The sequence below is a fragment of the Phycicoccus sp. DTK01 genome (assembly GCF_017312765.1).
Taxonomy (GTDB): Bacteria; Actinomycetota; Actinomycetes; order Actinomycetales; family Dermatophilaceae; genus Phycicoccus; species Phycicoccus jejuensis.
Genome location: NZ_BOPU01000001.1, coordinates 137,706 through 154,508 on the forward strand (window position 1 = coordinate 137,706; position 16,803 = coordinate 154,508).

The following is a 16,803-nucleotide window of genomic DNA, read 5'->3' on the forward strand; positions in this document are numbered from 1 at the left end:
TCGCGGGGAGGAGCGGGTCGAGGAGGTCAGGCGAAGAGCTTGGCCGCCGTGATGAGGGTCTGGACCACGCCGTAGGCGAGCAGCACGAGCACGACGCCCCACGACAGGTACACCCGCAGCGAGCCGCCGCGCGCGGTCGAGCCCTCGGCCTCGTCGCCGGGGAAGTCCTCGGCCGCGGCGGCCGTCCGGCCCTCCGGCTCGTGGAACTTCGATGCCACCGGGCGCACCATGAGGTTGGCGACGAACCCGACCGCCAGCACCCCGACCATCGTGAAGAGCGCGGGCCGGTAGTCCGCCGCCGTCAGCTTGCCGGGCGTGCCCGCGGCGTCGAGGAAGCCGTTGATGATGAGCGGACCGGCGACACCGGCCGCCGACCACGCCGTGAGCAGCCGCCCGTGGATGGCGCCGACCTGGAAGGTGCCGAAGAGGTCGCGCAGGTAGGCCGGCACCGTGGCGAAGCCGCCGCCGTAGAAGCTGATGATGATCGCCGCCACGAGCACGAAGATCGCCGTCGCCGTCGAACCGATCAGCGCGAGAACGAGATAGAGGACGATCCCCACCCCGAGGTAGACCATGTAGATCGGCTTGCGACCGATCTTGTCCGAGGTCGACGACCACACGAAGCGCCCGGCCATGTTGAACAGCGACAGCAGCCCGACGAACCCGCCGGCCGCCGCGACCGCCACCGACGAGGTGCCGTCGGAGCCGCGGAAGAAGTCCTGGATCATCGGCGCGGCCTGCTCGAGGATGCCGATGCCGGCGGTCACGTTGCAGAAGAGGACGACCCACAGCAGCCAGAACTGCGGCGTCTTGATGGCGTTGGCCGCCGACACGCTGCGGTCGGTGATGAGGTCGCTCTTGCTGGACAGCGTCGACGGGTCGAAGCCCTCCGGGGCCCAACCCGGCGCCGGCACACGGACGTTCGTGACGCCGATCATCATCACGAGGAAGTAGATGACCGCCAGGCTGACGAAGAGCCCCGTGAGGGCGGTGCCGTTCGCGAGCGAGCCGGAGACCGACGGGTCGTAGTCGGCGTCGAAGAACGACATGAGCTGCCGGGACAGGGGCGACGCGACCATGGCCCCGCCACCGAAGCCCATGATCGCCATGCCGGTCGCGAGGCCCGGGCGGTCCGGGAACCACTTGATGAGCGTCGACACCGGCGAGATGTACCCGATGCCCAGCCCGATCCCGCCGATGACGCCGTATCCGAGGTAGACCAGCCACAGCTGGGAGGTGGCCATGCCGACCGCGCCGACGAGGAAGCCGAGCGCCCAGGCGCAGGCGGCGGCGAACATCGCCTTGCGCGGCCCGACCCGGTCGACCCACGTGCCGAGCACCGCGGCCGAGAGGCCGAGCATGACGATGGCGATGGAGAAGACGAGCCCGACCGCGGTGAGGGAGCTGTCGAAGTGGGCGACCATCGACGCCTTGTAGACGCTCGTCGCGTAGACCTGCCCGATGCACAGGTGGATGGCCAATGCCGCCGGCGGGATGAGCCAGCGGTTGTAGTCGCGGGGCGCGACCGTGTGGTGCCGGTCGAGCAGCGACAGCAGGCCGGACCCGGAGGGCCTGCTCTCGGTGGTGGTGGCGGACATGGGTACCCCTTCCACTACTCCCGGCGCGACGTTGCGCCTCGGACGCTGACCCCTCGGCGCGCCGGTGACGAGACTAGGCAGGCGCGTGAGCGGCCGGGGCCGGAGCGACGCACCGATCCGGTCACCGTCCACAGGCCACACCGGGAGGGCGCGTCGTCCACAGGAGCGACGTCCGCCCGGGGTGGCGCGGCCATGCTGTCGGTGGCGCTGCCTAGGCTCGTCCCGACGAGATCGACCGAGGAGGTGGCGATGGACCTGCAGCAGGCACTGGCGATGGGGCGGCGGCTCGTCCGCGAGCACGGCCTGGACGGCTGGACCGTCGTCGCCGACCGCGCGAAGACGCGGGCCGGGGTGTGCCGCTTCGCCCGTCGGCAGATCGGCATCAGCGCGCCCCTCACCCGGCTGCACTCGGAGGAGGAGGTGCGCGACACGCTGCTGCACGAGATCGCGCACGCGCTCGTCGGGCCGCAGCACGGGCACGACGAGGTGTGGCGCGCGACCGCCGTGCGCATCGGCTGCTCGGGGGAGCGGTGCGTCCCCGCCGACGCGCCGCGTGTCCCGGGTGACTGGGTCGGGCGCTGCCCGGCCGGCCACGAGCGCAGCCGCCACCGGGCCCCGACCCGCGTGATGTCCTGCGGTCGCTGCTCGCGCACCTTCGACGCGGCCCACCTCTTCACGTGGACCTACCGCGGCCGGCCGGCCTCGATGCCCCCGCGGTACGCGGCCGAGCTCGCCGAGCTGCGCCGGGCCTCGCTCGCGCCCCGGGTGGTCGCCGAGCCGCCGCGGGTCGGGGACGAGGTCGAGGTCTCGACCGGGCCCTGGGCCGGGCTGGTCGGCGAGGTCGAGCTGGTCGGGGCGGTGCGCTGCCAGGTGAGGGTCGGCGACGAGCTCGTCGGTCTGGCCCTCGACGCCGTGCGCAGGCTGCGGTCCGGACAGGTCGCCTGACCTCAGGATTCGTCCGGTGACGACCTTCACGGCGGGCGGAGGTGGTCCGGCCGGGGGCGACCACCGACAATGGACGGCGTGAGCACCCACGAGAACGCGAGCGGGCCTGCCCCGGACCCGGGACCGGGCCCGGACCCCGTCGCGGACGACACGACCCGGCCGGCCCTCGAGGGGACGCACCAGGTCGCCGACCCGACGACCGGGGGCTTCGAGGAGTGGACGCCCCCGGCCGACGGCGTCGAGCGTGCGCTCGTCCTCGCCGGCGGCGGCGCCACCGGCATCGCGTGGGAGGCCGGCATCGTCCTCGGCCTGCGCGACGGCGGCGTCGACGTCCGCACCGCCGACACGATGGTCGGCACGTCGGCCGGGTCGATCGTCGCGGCGCACCTGCGCCTCGGCACCGACGAGGACAGCGCGTTCGACCGCATCCGGGAGGGCGCTCCGCTGACGAGCTACGGCCGTCTCGGGCCGGCGGACGCCGGACGCTACGTCCGCTCCACCCTGAGCACCGACCGCCGCGGCGGCCGGGCCGTCGTCGCCCGGGCCGCGCTCGAGGCCGCCACCCCGACCGAGGAGGAGTGGCTCGGGACCGTCGGGCTGGGCCTCGTCGGCCAGGACTGGCCGGAGGGCCGGCTGCTCGTCACCGCGGTCGACGCCGAGACCGGCACCTCGGTCGTCTTCGACGGCCGCGGGGGAGTGCCGCTGGAGCGGGCGGTCGCCGCGAGCTGCGCCGTGCCCGGCGTGTTCCCGGCCGTCGAGGTCGCTGGACGACGCTACGTCGACGGCGGTCTGCGCAGCATCGCGAACGTCGACCTCGCGCGTGGGCACCGGCGCATCCTCGTCCTCTCGCCGTACCCGGTCGGCCCGCACCTGCGCGACCTCCCGCGGATGCAGCTGCGCGCCCTCAAGGCCGAGAGCCGCACCGCGATCGTCGTCCCCGACGCCCGTGACCTCTGGGCGATGGGCGCCAACCCGCTGGACATGACGCGCGGCGCCGAGACCTTCGAGGCGGCCCGCGCCCACGGGGCCCGCATCGCCCCGCGGATCGCCGAGGTCTGGGACGCCTGAGCGCGGCACGGCCGACGCGCGAGGTATCAGCGCGGCCCCCGCGCGCCTCCTGACCGGCGAGGGGCGACCGACCCCGGGTCGCCCACCACGCCCCGGAGACCGCCATGCCCACGATCCGCTCCGTCCCGCTGCTCCCCGTCCCCGACTCGTGGCCGCTGCCGGTCGTCGCGCTCGCCGCGATGGCCGTGCTCGCCGGCCTCGACCTGCTCGGGGCGGTCGCGGCCAAGCACTGGGCCGAGGACGGCAGCGCCGTCGCGCTCGTCGGCGGCGTGCTCGCCTTCGTCGTCCTCTTCTGGGTCTACGCCTCGTCGCTGCGCTACGCCGAGCTCGCGGTCGTGACGATGGGCTGGATCGTCCTGCTCCAGGTCGGCATCCTCCTCGTCGACCGGCTGCACTTCGGCACCTCGCTGCCCGCGGACAAGCTCGCCGCCGTCGTCGTCGCGCTCGCCGCCTCGGTCTACCTCGTCGTCGCGCCCGGGACGGTGTGAGCCCGCCGACGTCCGCGCCCGCCTCCCGCCCCCCACCCGGCGGCGTCGCTAGGGTCGGGATGAAGGAGGTTCGACGATGACGTCAGACCGCACCCCGCTCGACTCGGGCGCGCACATCGCCCTCACCGAGCGCTACGCAGCGCACAACTACCACCCGCTGCCCGTCGTGCTGGCCCACGGCGAGGGGGCCTGGGTGACCGACGTGGAGGGCCGGCGCTACCTCGACTGCCTGGCCGGCTACTCGGCGCTCAACTTCGGCCACGGCCACCCCCGGCTGCGGGCCCGCGCCCACGCCCAGCTCGACCGGCTCACGCTGACCAGCCGGGCCTTCCTCAACGACCGGCTCGGGCCGTTCGCGCAGGAGCTCGCGGCGCTGACCGGTCACGAGGTCGTCCTGCCGATGAACACCGGCGCCGAGGCCGTCGAGACCGCGATCAAGGTCGCGCGCAAGTGGGGCTACCGGGTCAAGGGCGTCCCCGAGGACACTGCGAGCATCGTCGTCATGGAGGGCAACTTCCACGGACGCACCACGACCATCGTCAGCTTCTCGGACGACAAGGTCGCGCGCGACGAGTACGGCCCCTACACACCGGGGTTCCGCACGGTGCGGTACGGCGACGTCGACGCCCTGCGCGCGGCCGTCGACGACACGACGGTCGCGGTCCTCCTCGAGCCGATCCAGGGCGAGGGCGGCGTCGTCATCCCGCCGGAGGGGTACCTGCGCGCGGTCCGCGAGGTCTGCGACACCGCCGGCGCCCTCATGGTGGCCGACGAGGTCCAGTCCGGCCTCGCACGCACCGGTCGCACCTTCGCGTGCGAGCACGAGGACGTCCGTCCCGACGTCTACGTCCTCGGCAAGGCGCTCGGCGGCGGCCTCTACCCGGTGTCCGCGATCACCGCCGACCACGCCGTGCTCGACGTCGTCACCCCCGGCTCGCACGGCTCGACCTTCGGCGGCAACCCGATGGGCGCGGCGATCGGGCACGAGGTCTGCCTCATGCTCGCCGAGGGGGAGTTCCAGTCGCGCGCAACCCGGCTGGGTGCGGTCCTGGAGGAGGGCCTGCGCCCGTTCGTCGGCCGGGGCCTCGACGGCCTGCGGGTGCGCGGCCTGTGGGCCGGGCTCGACGTCTCGCCGGGCGGCCCCTCCGGGCGCGAGCTGTGCGAGCGGCTGCTGGCCCGCGGCGTCCTCGCCAAGGACACGCACGGCTCGACCATCCGGCTCGCGCCGCCGCTCGTCGTCACCGAGGACGAGGTGCAGCTGCTCGTCGAGGCCGTCGGCGCCTGCCTCGGCTGACCGGGCCGACAGCACAGACCCGGGCTCAGGAGCCGGCGCGCACCTCGGCCGCCCGGGCCGCGTTCTGCGCGATGGCGTCGACGATCTCGACCCGGCGGGAACGCGGCAGGTCGTGCCCCATGTCGGGGAACATGAGCAGCCGCGAGCCCGGCACGGCCTGCGCGGTCGCGATGCCGCCGCTCGGCTGCACGAGGCGGTCGGCGAGGCCGTGGACGACGAGCGTCGGCACGTCGACCTCGCGCAGGCGCTCGGTGCGGTCGGGACTGTCGAGGATGGCCAGCAGCTGGCGCACCGTGCCGATGGGGCTGACGCTGCGCCGCACCGCGGCCCGCACCTGCGCCGTCATCTCCTCCTCGTCGAAGAGCGGCCCGGCGATGACCCGCCACCCCTCGACGCCGAGGCGCACCGCCTCCTCCTCGTCGGTCGGCCGCGGCTGCGTGAAGGACATCGCCATCGTCGGCAGGAGCCGCGGGTGGACGCGCCCGTGCCGGCGGCTGCCGGTGTTGGACATGATCGAGGTGAGGCTGAGGACCCGCTCGGGGTGGTCGATCGTCAGCTGCTGCGCGATCATCCCACCCATCGAGGCGCCGACGACGTGGGCGGCAGCGATGCCGAGGTGGTCGAGGAGAGCGGCCGCGTCGTCGGCCATGTCGGCGAGCAGGTAGTCGGCCCCGCCCGAGCCCGGCCGCAGGAAGCTGCGGACGACCGCCGCGCGCGGCGGGGGAGGGCCCGGCGTGAAGCTCGACAGGCCGATGTCGCGGTTGTCGTGCCGCACGACCCGGAAGCCGCGCGCCACCAGGCCGTCGACGAGGTCCTGCGGCCAGCCCACGAGCTGCGTCCCCAGACCCATGACGAGGAGCATCGGCACCCCGTCGTCGGGCCCGTCGACCTCGTAGGCGATCTCCACGTCACCGAGCTGCGCCGTTGCCATGTCCGCAGTGTCGCACCCCGACCCGGGCGCCGGCACGGGCACCCGCGCCGTCGTGGACGGCGGCCCGTCTAGCATGAGCCGGTGATCGCAGCGCTGACGTACGTCGTCGTGGGCCTCTCGGTGGTCCTCTGCGGCGCGGCGGTCGTCTACGCCGTCCGGGACCGCCTCATCGACGACCTGCTCCTCGGGATCGCGGGGCTGCTCGAGCTCGCGCTGCTCGTTGTGCTCGTCGGTGGGCTCGTCGGCAGCGGGCACGTCACCGACTCGGCCGAGCGGGCGACGTTCATCGCCTACCTCGTGAGCCTGCCGGTGATCCCGCCGGGCACGGCGTTCCTCGCCATCAAGGAGAAGTCCCGCTGGGCCATGGGCTCGATCGCGGTCGGCGCGTTCGCCGTCGGCGTCATGTCCGCCCGGCTCGCCCAGATCTGGATGTCCTATGACTGACCCCGCCCCGCGCGACCGCCGGGCCCTCGGCGGCCCCGGCGTGCTGCTCGTCGTCGTCTACGGCGTGCTGGCGCTCGCCGCCACCGGGCGCTCGGTGCTCCAGATCTCGGAGTACTTCGACCGCGCCCCGCTGGCCTACGTCCTGTCGGCGCTCGCGGCGGTCGTCTACCTGCTCGCGACGTGGTGCCTCGCCCGCGGTGGCCGCTGGGTGCGCGTCGGCATCGTCGCGTGCGCGGTCGAGCTCGCCGGCGTGCTGCTCGTCGGGCTCGCGTCCTACCTCGACCCGTCGGCCTTCCCCGACAAGACCGTCTGGTCGCACTTCGGCCAGGGCTACGGGTTCGTGCCGCTCGTCCTGCCGGTGCTCGGCCTGCTGTGGTTCCGCCGCGTCGAGCGCGGCGCCCGGGCCGACGCGGCCGCCCACGAGCAGGACGTCGCCCCGACCTCCGACTGAGCCGGTGGCGGGGCGACGTCGGCGCCTCAGGCGTCCTTGCGCTCCAGCAGCAGGACGGGGATGAGGCGGTCGGTCTTGGTCTGGTACTCCGCGTACGGCGGGTAGGCGGCGACGCAGCGCTCCCACCACTCCTCGCGCTCGGCGCCGTCGATCTCGCGGGCCACGGCCTCCCAGGACTCGGTGCCGTCCTGGAGGGTGAGGTTCGGGTCGGCGAGGAGGTTGCCGTACCAGACGGGGTGCTCCGGCGCGCCGCCCTTGCTCGCGACGGCGGCGTACGTGCCGTCGTGCTCGACGCGCATCAGCGGGACCTTGCGCACCGCGCCGGTCTTGCGGCCGCGCATCGTCAGCATGACGACCGGGCGGTCCATCACGCTGACCGAACGGGTGTCGCCGGTCTCGTCGATCTTCTCGACCTGCTCGCGCACCCAGTCGGAGGGGGAGGGGATGTAGTCGTCGCTCATGTTCTCTCTCAACTCACTTGTCGCTCGAGGTCTTCCAGAGGTTGATGCCCGTGTCCTGGGCGTGCTTGTCGATCTTCGCGAGCTCGTCCTTCGTGAACCTCAGCTTCTTGACGGCGTCGAGGCTGTCGTCGAGCTGCTCGACCGAGCTCGCGCCGATGAGCACCGAGGTGACGCGCGGGTCGCGCAGCGCCCACGCGAGGGCCATCTGCGCGAGGGTCTGGCCGCGGGTCTTCGCCAGCCGGTCCAGGGCGCGGATGTGCTTGAGCGCGGTGTCGGTGAGCAGCGCGGGGTCGAGCGACTTGCCCTGCGCCGCACGCGAGCCCTCGGGGATGCCCTTGAGGTACTTGTTCGTCAGCATCCCCTGGGCCAGCGGGGAGAAGGCGATGCAGCCGACGCCGGTCTCGCCGAGGGCGTCCAGCAGCCCCTCCTCCTCGATCCAGCGGTTGAGCATCGAGTACGACGGCTGGTGGATGAGCAGCGGCGTGCCCATCGCGCGGAGGATCTCGACGGCCTCGCGGGTGCGCTGCGCCGAGTAGGACGAGATGCCCACGTAGAGCGCCTTGCCGGCGCGCACGAGGGAGTCCAGCGCCCCGCAGGTCTCCTCGAGCGGGGTCGTCTCGTCGAAGCGGTGGCTGTAGAAGATGTCGAAGTAGTCCAGGCCGGTGCGCCGCAGCGACTGGTCGGCCGAGGCGGTGACGTACTTCCGCGAGCCGCCGCCCTGGCCGTAGGGGCCGGGCCACATGTCGTAGCCCGCCTTGGAGCTGATGACGAGCTCGTCGCGGTAGGGGCGGAAGTCGCGGGCGAAGAGGGTCCCGAAGTTGCGCTCGGCACTGCCGTAGGGCGGGCCGTAGTTGTTCGCGAGGTCGAAGTGGGTGACGCCCCGGTCGAACGCGCGGCGCAGGATCGCCTGCTGGCGCTCCAGCGGCACGTCGTCCCCGAAGTTGTGCCACAGGCCCAGGCTGATGGCGGGGAGGTCGAGCCCGGAGCGGCCGGTGCGGCGGTAGGGCATCCCGGCGCGGTAGCGGCCCGCGGCGGCCTTGTACTCGTCGGCGTGGAAGGTCATGGGGTCATCCTGCCCCGTTCGTGGGGTGAGACGGGGCGGGGGAGGGGGCTGACCGCGGGCGGGCCCGTGCGTATCCTGACGGCAGGTCATGAGCGCCAGCGCCAAGCCCCGGCTCGCTGGCCGGCAACCCTCCTCCGCGGTGGGGTGCCCCGGGTGAGGACCAGGCGTGCGGCACCCGTCGCGCGCAAGCGCGGGAGCCCCTGGGCACCCCGCCGAGCACACGTCCGCGTGCGCCCGGCCCGCCGGTCGGTCGCACCCACGAGTCAGGAGCGAACCGATGACCGACCCGTCCCAGTGGGGTTTCGAGACCCGCCAGGTGCACGCCGGCCAGCAGCCCGACAGCGCCACCGGCGCCCGGGCCCTGCCGATCTACCAGACGACGTCGTACGTCTTCAACGACACCGCGCACGCCGAGAACCTCTTCGCGCTGCGCGAGTTCGGCAACATCTACACGCGCATCATGAACCCGACGCAGGACGCCGTCGAGCAGCGCATCGCTGCGCTCGAGGGCGGGGTCGGGGCGCTGCTCGTGGCGTCCGGGCAGGCCGCGACGACGCTCGGCCTGCTCAACATCGCCGAGGCCGGTGACCACATCGTCTCCAGCGCGGCGCTCTACGGCGGCACGGTCAACCTGCTGAAGTTCACCTTCCGCAAGCTCGGCGTCGACGTCACCTTCGTCGAGGACCACACCGACCCGCAGGCCTGGCGCGACGCGGTGCGCCCCAACACCAAGGCGTTCTTCGGCGAGACGATCGCCAACCCCAAGGCCGAGGTCCTCGACATCGAGGCCGTCGCCGCGGTCGCCCACGAGGTCGGCGTGCCGCTGGTCGTCGACAACACCATCGCGACGCCGTACGTCATCCGGCCGCTGGAGTGGGGCGCCGACGTCGTCATCCACTCGGCGACCAAGTACCTCGGCGGGCACGGCACGTCCATCGCCGGGGTCATCGTCGACGGCGGCACCTTCGACTACACGAAGGACCCGGAGCGCTTCCCCAACTACAACACCCCGGACGAGAGCTACCACGGGCTGCGCTTCGGCCCGGACCTCGGCGTCGGAAGCCCCTTCGGCGCGAACCTCTCGTACATCCTCAAGGCGCGAGTGCAGCTGCTGCGCGACCTCGGCGCCGCCGTCTCGCCGTTCAACGCCTTCCTCATCGGGCAGGGCATCGAGACCCTCAGCCTGCGCCTGGAGCGCCACCTCGAGAACGCCCGCCGGGTCGCCGAGCACCTGGAGCAGCACCCCCAGGTCGAGTCGGTGCGGTGGGCCTCGCTCGACAGCAGCCCGGGGAAGGCGCTCGCGGACAAGTACGCGCCGCTGGGCGCCGGGGCGGTGCTCGCGTTCGAGATCCGCGGTGGCATCGAGGCCGGGCGCCGCTTCGTCGAGGGCCTGTCGCTGCACAGCCACGTCGCGAACATCGGCGACGTGCGCTCGCTCGCCATCCACCCGGCGTCGACGACGCACAGCCAGGGCGGGGACGAGGACCGGCTGGCCGCCGGTGTCACGCCCGGTCTCGTGCGCCTCGCGGTGGGCATCGAGTCGGTCGCCGACATCCTCGCCGACCTCGACGCCGGCTTCGCCGCGGCGGCCGGTGACGGCTCCGGGGACGCGGCGCCCGAGCTCGTCGGGGCCACGCAGGGCTGAGCGACCCTCCCGCCCGCCGGGGCCTGTGGAAAACCCGGCGGGCGGGACGCCGCCCCCGCCTAGCGTCGGGGCATGACGACGTACCGGGTGGATGCACCGAGCGTGCTGGAGGTGGGGGAGCGCCTGCTCGACCTCGCTGAGTCGCTCGCGCTCATGAGGGACCCCGCGGCGGACCGATGGGCGTTCGGGCCCGGCCGCAGCGGCGCCGCGCTCGAGGATCTGCTCGGCGGGTGGCGGCACGCGCGACTGCGGGTGGCGGACGCGCTGACCGTCCTCGGCGAGGCGGCCGGGACGGCGGGGGGCGCCTATCTCGACCTCGAGGCGGGGGTCTCGCGCGGCCTGCGGGGTGGCCCGACGTGGTGATGTCGCTGGGCCCGGTCGAGGGGTCGGCGGAGGGGGTGCGGGCGGTCGCCTCGACGTGCGACGCGACCGGTCGGCGGCTCGCCGACACGGCGGCCGACCTCGCCCGGCTGCGCGACGGAGCGGTCTGGGACGGGCCCGCCGGCGAGGCCTTCGGCGCCCGGATCGGGACGGCGCCGGCCGTGCTCGAGCGCGCGGCCCACCGCTTCCTCGGGGCGGTGGCCCCGCTGCGCGCCTACGCGACGGTGCTCGAGGAGGAGCAGGCGGTGGCGCAGCACGCGGTCACCGCGCACGGCGACGCGTGGGACGCCCATCGGCTCCTCGAGGAGCGCGCCGTCGCCCTCGTCGGGGCCGGAGCGACCGAGGTGGACCCCGTCCTGCTCGCGGTCCGTCGGGCGCAGCAGGACGAGATGGCCACCGTCCTGCGTGCCGAGTGCACGCACGCGGCGGCCCTGGACCGGCTGCGTTCCGCCGACGCCCGCTGCGCCGGCGTCCTCGGGGCGCTCGCCGACGACGACATCGGCGACTCGGCGCTCTACCGCGCGCTGCGGCAGGCGAGCTCGGTCGGCCACGGTGTCGGGATGCTCGCCGCGCTGCCGACGCGGGTCGCGCCGCCGCTGGCGGCCGCCGGGGTGGTCGGCGAGGGCGTCGGGACGCTCGCCGACGGGGTGCTGCTCGTCGGGTACGACGAGGGGAGCGCGCGGGACGTGGGGGTCGCGGCCGGCGCGTGGGTCCTCGGCCTCGCCGGGCAGTCGTTCACCACGGCGGCGAAGGTCGGGACGGTCGTGGGCCCGGACGGCGTGGCCGTGGCCAGGACGCTGGGCACCCAGGAGCGCATCCTCATGGGGGCGGGCCAGACGGCGCGGACCCGGCTGCAGGACGCCCGGGTCCGGCTCATGCTGGCGCCTCCCACGGTCGCCCACGCGGCACCGTCCGCGTCGGTGGTCGCGGGAGGAGCCGCGGCCCGGCTGCGGGCCGCCGGTGTCCGGGTGGTCCGGGCGAAGGTGGCCGCCGCGGGACGCGAGCTGCGGCTCGTGCGGGCGGGCGGGGCCCGGACGGTCGGGCTCTACACGGCCGGGGTGAGCCTGCACGCGACCCGGAAGGCCCTGCCGCACGTCGTCCCGCAGGAGCGCGCACCCCAGCGGCAGGGGACGTCCGGTCGGAGCCCGCGGTGAGGGCGACCTATCCTGTCGGGCATGCCTGCCCGCACCGAGACCGCGCTCGAGGCGGTCGCCGCGGCGGAGCTGCACTACCCCGAGCACCTGCCCGTCGTCGCCGCGCGCGAGGAGATCCTCGCGGCCCTGCGTGACCACCAGGTCGTCGTCATCGCCGGCGAGACCGGGTCGGGCAAGACGACCCAGCTCCCGAAGATGTGCCTCGAGCTCGGCCGCGGGGCGGGGGGCCGCCAGGTCGGGCACACCCAGCCGCGGCGGATCGCGGCCCGGTCGGTCGCGGAGCGCATCGCCGAGGAGATGGAGGTCGAGCTCGGCGGCACCGTCGGCTACCAGGTGCGCTTCGGCGACCACAGCAGCGACGCGACGCGGGTCAAGGTGATGACCGACGGCATCCTGCTCAGCGAGATGCAGCGCGACCGCGACCTGCGCCGGTACGACACGATCATCATCGACGAGGCGCACGAGCGCAGCCTCAACATCGACTTCATCCTCGGCTACCTCAAGCAGCTGCTGCCGCGGCGCCCCGACCTCAAGGTCGTCGTCACCTCGGCGACGATCGACCCCGAGCGCTTCGCCCGGCACTTCGGCACCGACGAGCGCGGCGACGTCGTCCGCGAGGTGCCGGTGCTCGAGGTGTCCGGGCGCACCTACCCCGTCGAGGTCCGCTACCGTCCGCTCGTCGAGACGACCCCGGACGGCAAGCACGTCGTCGAGGAGCGCGACCAGGTGACCGGGGTCGTGCAGGCCGTCGAGGAGCTGTGGACCGAGGAGCCGCCCGCACCGGACGCGACCGACATCCTCGTGTTCTTCTCGGGGGAGCGCGAGATCCGCGACGCCGCCGACGCGTTGAACGCCCTGAAGCTGCCGGGCACCGAGGTGCTGCCCCTGTTCGCCCGGCTGTCGTCGGCCGAGCAGCACCGGGTCTTCCGCCGTGGCGGCGGGCGCCGGATCGTCCTCGCCACCAACGTCGCCGAGACCTCGCTCACGGTGCCCGGCATCGGCTACGTCGTCGACACCGGCACCGCTCGCATCTCCCGCTACAGCCAGCGCACCAAGGTGCAGCGGCTGCCGATCGAGCCGGTCAGCCGGGCCAGCGCCGCCCAGCGCGCAGGCCGCTGCGGCCGCGTCGCGCCCGGCGTCTGCATCCGCCTGTACTCCGAGGAGGACTTCGAGGCGCGGGACGAGTTCACCGAGCCCGAGATCCAGCGCACCTCGCTCGCGGCGGTCATCCTCCAGATGACCTCGCTCGGCCTCGGCGACGTCGCGCGCTTCCCGTTCGTCGACCCGCCGGACGCCCGCCAGGTCGCCGACGGCGTCCGCCTGCTCGAGGAGCTCGGGGCGTTCTCCACCGACGAGCGCGGCCCCGGTCGGCACCGCGGGCGCGCCCGCCGGCTCACGGCCACCGGCCGCACCCTCGCCCGGATGCCCCTCGACCCGCGGCTGGCCCGGATGGTCGTCGAGGCCGGCCGGCTCGGCTGCACCCGCGAGGTGCTCGTGCTCGTCGCCGCGCTGTCGATCCAGGACCCGCGCGAGCGGCCGGTCGACAAGGAGGCGCAGGCCGACCAGCAGCACGCGCGCTTCAAGGACGAGCGCTCCGACTTCGCCGCGCTGCTCAACCTCTGGACCTACCTCAAGACGCAGCAGAAGGAGCTCTCGCACAGCGCGTTCCGGCGGATGTGCAAGAACGAGTACCTGCACTACCTGCGCATCCGCGAATGGCAGGACCTGCACGCCCAGCTCCGGCGGGCGACCCGGCAGGCCCGCATCGACCCCGAGCTCGCGACTGCCGCCAAGGGCGAGGACCCCGACTGGGACACCGTGCACAGGGCGCTGCTCGCCGGCCTGCTCTCGCACGTGGGGGTGCGCGACGAGGTCAAGCGCGAGTACCTCGGCGCCCGCGGAGCCCGGTTCGGCATCAGCCCCGGCTCGACCCTCTTCCGCCGAAAGCCCGAGTACGTCATGGCCGCCGAGCTCGTCGAGACCTCGCGGCTGTGGGCGCGGACCGTCGCCACCATCGACCCCGAGTGGGCCGAGGAGGCCGGCAGGCACGTCGTCACGCGCACGGTCAGCGAGCCGCGCTGGAGCCGCAAGGCCGGCGCCGCCGTCGCGACCGAGCGCGTCACGCTGTTCGGGGTTCCGCTCGTCACCGACCGCACCGTCCAGTACGCCCGGATCGACCCCGAGGCCGCACGCGAGATCTTCGTGCGGTCGGCGTTCGTCGAGGGCGACTGGGAGCCGGTGCACGACTTCTGGAAGCGCAACCAACGCACCCTCGCCCGCGTCGCCGAGCTCGAGGAGCGGGCGCGCCGCCGCGACATCGTCGTCGACGACGAGATCGTCTTCGCGTTCTACGACAGCCGGATCCCGCCGGACGTCGTCACCGAGCGGCACTTCGACCGCTGGTGGCGCGGCGAGCGTCGCCGCCGCCCCGACCTGCTCGACCTCACCGAGGACGTGCTCACCTCCGACGCGGGGGAGTCGGTGTCGGCGAGCGACTACCCGCGCACCTGGCGCCAGGGCGACCTCGCGCTCGACGTCACCTACCAGTTCGCGCCCGGGCAGGCCGCCGACGGCGTCACCGTGCACGTCCCGGTCGCCGTCCTCAACCGGGTCACGGCCGACGGGTTCGACTGGCAGGTGCCCGGGCTGCGCGACGAGCTGGCGGTCGCGCTCGTCCGCTCGCTGCCGAAGGCGACCCGCGTGCACTTCGTCCCGGCGCCCGACCACGCCGCCGCGGCGCTGCGCGAGATGGACCCCGCGCGCGGCTCGATGGTCGAGGAGCTGGCGCGGGTCCTGTTCGAGCGCACCCGGGTCCGCGTCGAGGCGGCCGAGTTCGACCTCGCCCGCGTGCCCGACCACCTGCGCGTCACCTTCTCGGTCGAGCGCCCGGGCGGCCGCGTCGTCGCCGCGGGCAAGGACCTCGACGCGCTGCGCGAGCAGGCCGGGGGAGCGGTGCGCGAGGGGATGGCCCGCGCCGGCGCCTCGATCGAGCGCACCGGCCTCACGACGTGGGACGTCGGCACCATCCCCGAGACCTTCGAGGGGCGCGCCGGCCGGCTGACCGTCGTCGGCTTCCCCGCGCTTGTCGACGAAGGGGCCTCCGTCGGGCTGCGCGTCCTCCCCGACGTCGGGTCCGCCGCGGCGGCCCACCGCGCGGGCGTCCGGCGCCTGCTGCTGCTCAACACGACGGCCCCGTGGAAGCGGGTGCTCGGCCGGCTCGGCAACGCCCAGAAGCTCGCGCTCGCCGACAACCCGCACGGGTCGGTGCCCGCGCTGCTCCAGGACTGCCTCGACGCCGCCGTCGACGACCTCGTCGCCGAGCACGTCCGCGGACCGGTCCGCTCCCCGGAGGCGTTCGAGGCGGCGCTCGCGGCCGTCCGGACCCACGCGACGACCCGGGTGCTGGCCGTCGTCGAGGCGGTCGAGCCGGTGCTCGTCCTCGCCGCGCAGGTGCGGCGCACCCTCGACGCGCTCGCCGCGGGCGGTGCGTCCACCGCCACCCGGGCGGCCCGCGCCGACGTCCGCGCCCAGCTCGACGGCCTGGTCCGCCCGGGGTTCGTCGCCGCGACCGGGGTCGCCCGCCTGCCCGACCTCCAGCGCTACCTCCGCGCCGCCCAGCACCGCCTCGAGCGCGCCGCCGGCAACCCGCGCGAGCCCGTGCTCCAGGAGCAGGTCGACGCGGTCGAGTCCGCCTACGCCGACCTCCTCGAGTCGCTGCCCGCCGCCCGCCGCGCCGCTCCCGAGGTCACCGACATCGGGTGGATGGTCGAGGAGCTGCGGGTCAGCCTCTTCGCGCAGAGCCTCGGCACGAAGGGCTCGGTCTCCGAGAAGCGCGTGCGCCGGGCCATCGCCGCCGTCACGGAGTGACCCGCAGGGAGGCCGGCGGGGGAATCCGTCGCCCCGGCCGGACGTTCCACCCTCACGACGCACCACCGTGAAAGGCTTCTCCCGTGATGGACCCGTCCGCCCTGTACCGCCTCGAGACCGCTGTCGACGCCCCCCGCCCGGGCGTCCTCCTCGTGCTGCTCGGCGGCTTCGTCGACGCCGGGCAGGTCCAGGAGACCCTCGGCTCGCACCTCCTCGAGACCGGCGACCCCGAGGTCGTCGCCTCCTTCGACGTCGACCAGCTCCTCGACTACCGCGGCCGCCGTCCGATGATGGTCTTCGACACCAGCCGCTGGACGGAGTACGACGACCCGGCGATGCTCCTGCACCGGCTCACCGACCGCGACGGGCAGACCTACTACGTGCTGACCGGGCCCGAGCCCGACTACCAGTGGGAGCGCACCGTCGAGGCCATCCGCGAGCTCATCGCAATGCTCGGGGTCTCTCTCGTCGTCACGACGCACGGCATCCCGATGGGTGTGCCGCACACCCGTCCGGTCGGGATGACCGCGCACGCCACCGACGACGCGCTGATCGGCGAGGCCCGCTCGCCCTTCGGGCGGGTCCAGGTGCCGGCGTCCATCGGCGCCCTCCTCGAGCTGCGCCTCGGCGAGGCCGGCCAGGACGCCCTCGGGTTCGCCGTGCACGTGCCGCACTACCTCGCGACCGCCGAGTGGGCCGAGGGCGCGCTCGCCGCGCTCAACGCCATCACCGACGCGACCGGCCTCAACCTCCCGAACGACGAGCTCGTCGAGCGGGCCCGGGTCAACCAGCAGGCCATCGCCGCCGAGGTCGCCAACAGCGACGAGGCGCGCCAGGTCATCACCGCCCTCGAGCAGCAGTACGACGCCTTCGTCGAGGGCCAGGAGCGCCCGAGCCTGCTCGCGACCGAGACCTCGCAGATCCCGTCCGCCGACGAGCTCGGCGCCGAGTTCGAGGACTTCCTGCGCTCGGTGTCGGACGACGAGGACGACCCGCAGGGCCCCACGGCCTGA

At 74.2% G+C, this 16,803-nt stretch carries 15 protein-coding genes and 1 riboswitch; of the genes, 11 read left to right on the plus strand and 4 right to left on the minus strand.

Annotated features, from left to right (window positions below; all coding sequences use genetic code 11):
* Nucleotides 1–26 precede the first annotated feature (26 nt).
* Nucleotides 27–1,598, minus strand: a complete 1,572-nt coding sequence (locus J3473_RS00580) for an OFA family MFS transporter (protein WP_242525597.1) — start codon at nucleotides 1,596–1,598, stop codon at nucleotides 27–29.
* 249 nt (nucleotides 1,599–1,847) lie between these two features.
* On the opposite strand from J3473_RS00580, the gene J3473_RS00585 reads away from it, so the two are divergent.
* From J3473_RS00585 to rocD, 4 genes are all read left to right on the plus strand, one after another.
* Nucleotides 1,848–2,543 (plus strand): SprT-like domain-containing protein, encoded by a 696-nt coding sequence (locus J3473_RS00585; protein WP_207021488.1) that lies wholly within the window; start codon nucleotides 1,848–1,850, stop codon nucleotides 2,541–2,543.
* Between the two features lie 78 nt (nucleotides 2,544–2,621).
* Nucleotides 2,622–3,611: a patatin-like phospholipase family protein gene (locus tag J3473_RS00590; protein ID WP_207021489.1), complete on the plus strand. Its 990-nt coding sequence runs from the start codon at nucleotides 2,622–2,624 to the stop codon at nucleotides 3,609–3,611.
* 104 nt (nucleotides 3,612–3,715) lie between these two features.
* On the plus strand, nucleotides 3,716–4,099 hold the full coding sequence (locus J3473_RS00595) for a hypothetical protein (RefSeq protein ID WP_030528126.1): 384 nt from the start codon (nucleotides 3,716–3,718) through the stop codon (nucleotides 4,097–4,099).
* 76 nt (nucleotides 4,100–4,175) lie between these two features.
* On the plus strand, nucleotides 4,176–5,393 hold the full coding sequence (rocD, locus tag J3473_RS00600) for an ornithine--oxo-acid transaminase (RefSeq protein WP_207021490.1): 1,218 nt from the start codon (nucleotides 4,176–4,178) through the stop codon (nucleotides 5,391–5,393).
* 25 nt (nucleotides 5,394–5,418) lie between these two features.
* Here the strand turns inward: rocD and J3473_RS00605 are convergent, their stop codons facing one another.
* Nucleotides 5,419–6,324, minus strand: coding sequence for an alpha/beta fold hydrolase (locus J3473_RS00605; RefSeq protein WP_207021491.1), 906 nt, complete (start codon nucleotides 6,322–6,324; stop codon nucleotides 5,419–5,421).
* Nucleotides 6,325–6,405: 81 nt separating this feature from the next.
* On the opposite strand from J3473_RS00605, the gene J3473_RS00610 reads away from it, so the two are divergent.
* The gene (locus J3473_RS00610; protein WP_030528129.1) at nucleotides 6,406–6,768 is read left to right on the plus strand and encodes a hypothetical protein; all 363 of its coding nucleotides are present in this window, start codon (nucleotides 6,406–6,408) and stop codon (nucleotides 6,766–6,768) included.
* Nucleotides 6,761–7,219, plus strand: coding sequence for a hypothetical protein (locus tag J3473_RS00615; RefSeq protein WP_207021492.1), 459 nt, complete (start codon nucleotides 6,761–6,763; stop codon nucleotides 7,217–7,219). Before J3473_RS00610 ends, J3473_RS00615 begins: the two co-directional genes overlap by 8 nt.
* 26 nt (nucleotides 7,220–7,245) lie before the next feature.
* Here J3473_RS00615 and J3473_RS00620 read toward each other — a convergent pair whose 3' ends face one another.
* Both J3473_RS00620 and mgrA read right to left on the minus strand, forming a co-directional pair.
* Nucleotides 7,246–7,680 carry a nitroreductase family deazaflavin-dependent oxidoreductase gene (locus J3473_RS00620; protein ID WP_030528131.1) on the minus strand — a complete coding sequence of 145 codons (435 nt, stop codon included), beginning with the start codon at nucleotides 7,678–7,680 and terminating at the stop codon, nucleotides 7,246–7,248.
* A gap of 13 nt (nucleotides 7,681–7,693) precedes the next feature.
* Nucleotides 7,694–8,743, minus strand: coding sequence for an L-glyceraldehyde 3-phosphate reductase (gene mgrA / locus J3473_RS00625; protein WP_207021493.1), 1,050 nt, complete (start codon nucleotides 8,741–8,743; stop codon nucleotides 7,694–7,696).
* An 84-nt stretch (nucleotides 8,744–8,827) separates the two neighbouring features.
* Nucleotides 8,828–8,940, plus strand: a riboswitch (SAM riboswitch).
* A gap of 80 nt (nucleotides 8,941–9,020) precedes the next feature.
* On the opposite strand from mgrA, the gene J3473_RS00630 reads away from it, so the two are divergent.
* From J3473_RS00630 to J3473_RS00650, 5 genes are all read left to right on the plus strand, one after another.
* Nucleotides 9,021–10,388 (plus strand): bifunctional o-acetylhomoserine/o-acetylserine sulfhydrylase, encoded by a 1,368-nt coding sequence (locus J3473_RS00630; protein WP_207021494.1) that lies wholly within the window; start codon nucleotides 9,021–9,023, stop codon nucleotides 10,386–10,388.
* A 72-nt stretch (nucleotides 10,389–10,460) separates the two neighbouring features.
* On the plus strand, nucleotides 10,461–10,751 hold the full coding sequence (locus J3473_RS00635; protein ID WP_207021495.1) for a hypothetical protein: 291 nt from the start codon (nucleotides 10,461–10,463) through the stop codon (nucleotides 10,749–10,751).
* Complete coding sequence (locus J3473_RS00640; RefSeq protein ID WP_207021496.1) at nucleotides 10,745–11,923, plus strand: hypothetical protein; 1,179 nt, start codon at nucleotides 10,745–10,747, stop codon at nucleotides 11,921–11,923. Before J3473_RS00635 ends, J3473_RS00640 begins: the two co-directional genes overlap by 7 nt.
* A gap of 21 nt (nucleotides 11,924–11,944) precedes the next feature.
* Entirely contained in the window at nucleotides 11,945–15,790 is a 3,846-nt protein-coding gene (hrpA, locus tag J3473_RS00645; protein WP_207021497.1) for an ATP-dependent RNA helicase HrpA, read from the plus strand.
* An 86-nt stretch (nucleotides 15,791–15,876) separates the two neighbouring features.
* Nucleotides 15,877–16,803: a proteasome assembly chaperone family protein gene (locus tag J3473_RS00650; RefSeq protein WP_207021948.1), complete on the plus strand. Its 927-nt coding sequence runs from the start codon at nucleotides 15,877–15,879 to the stop codon at nucleotides 16,801–16,803.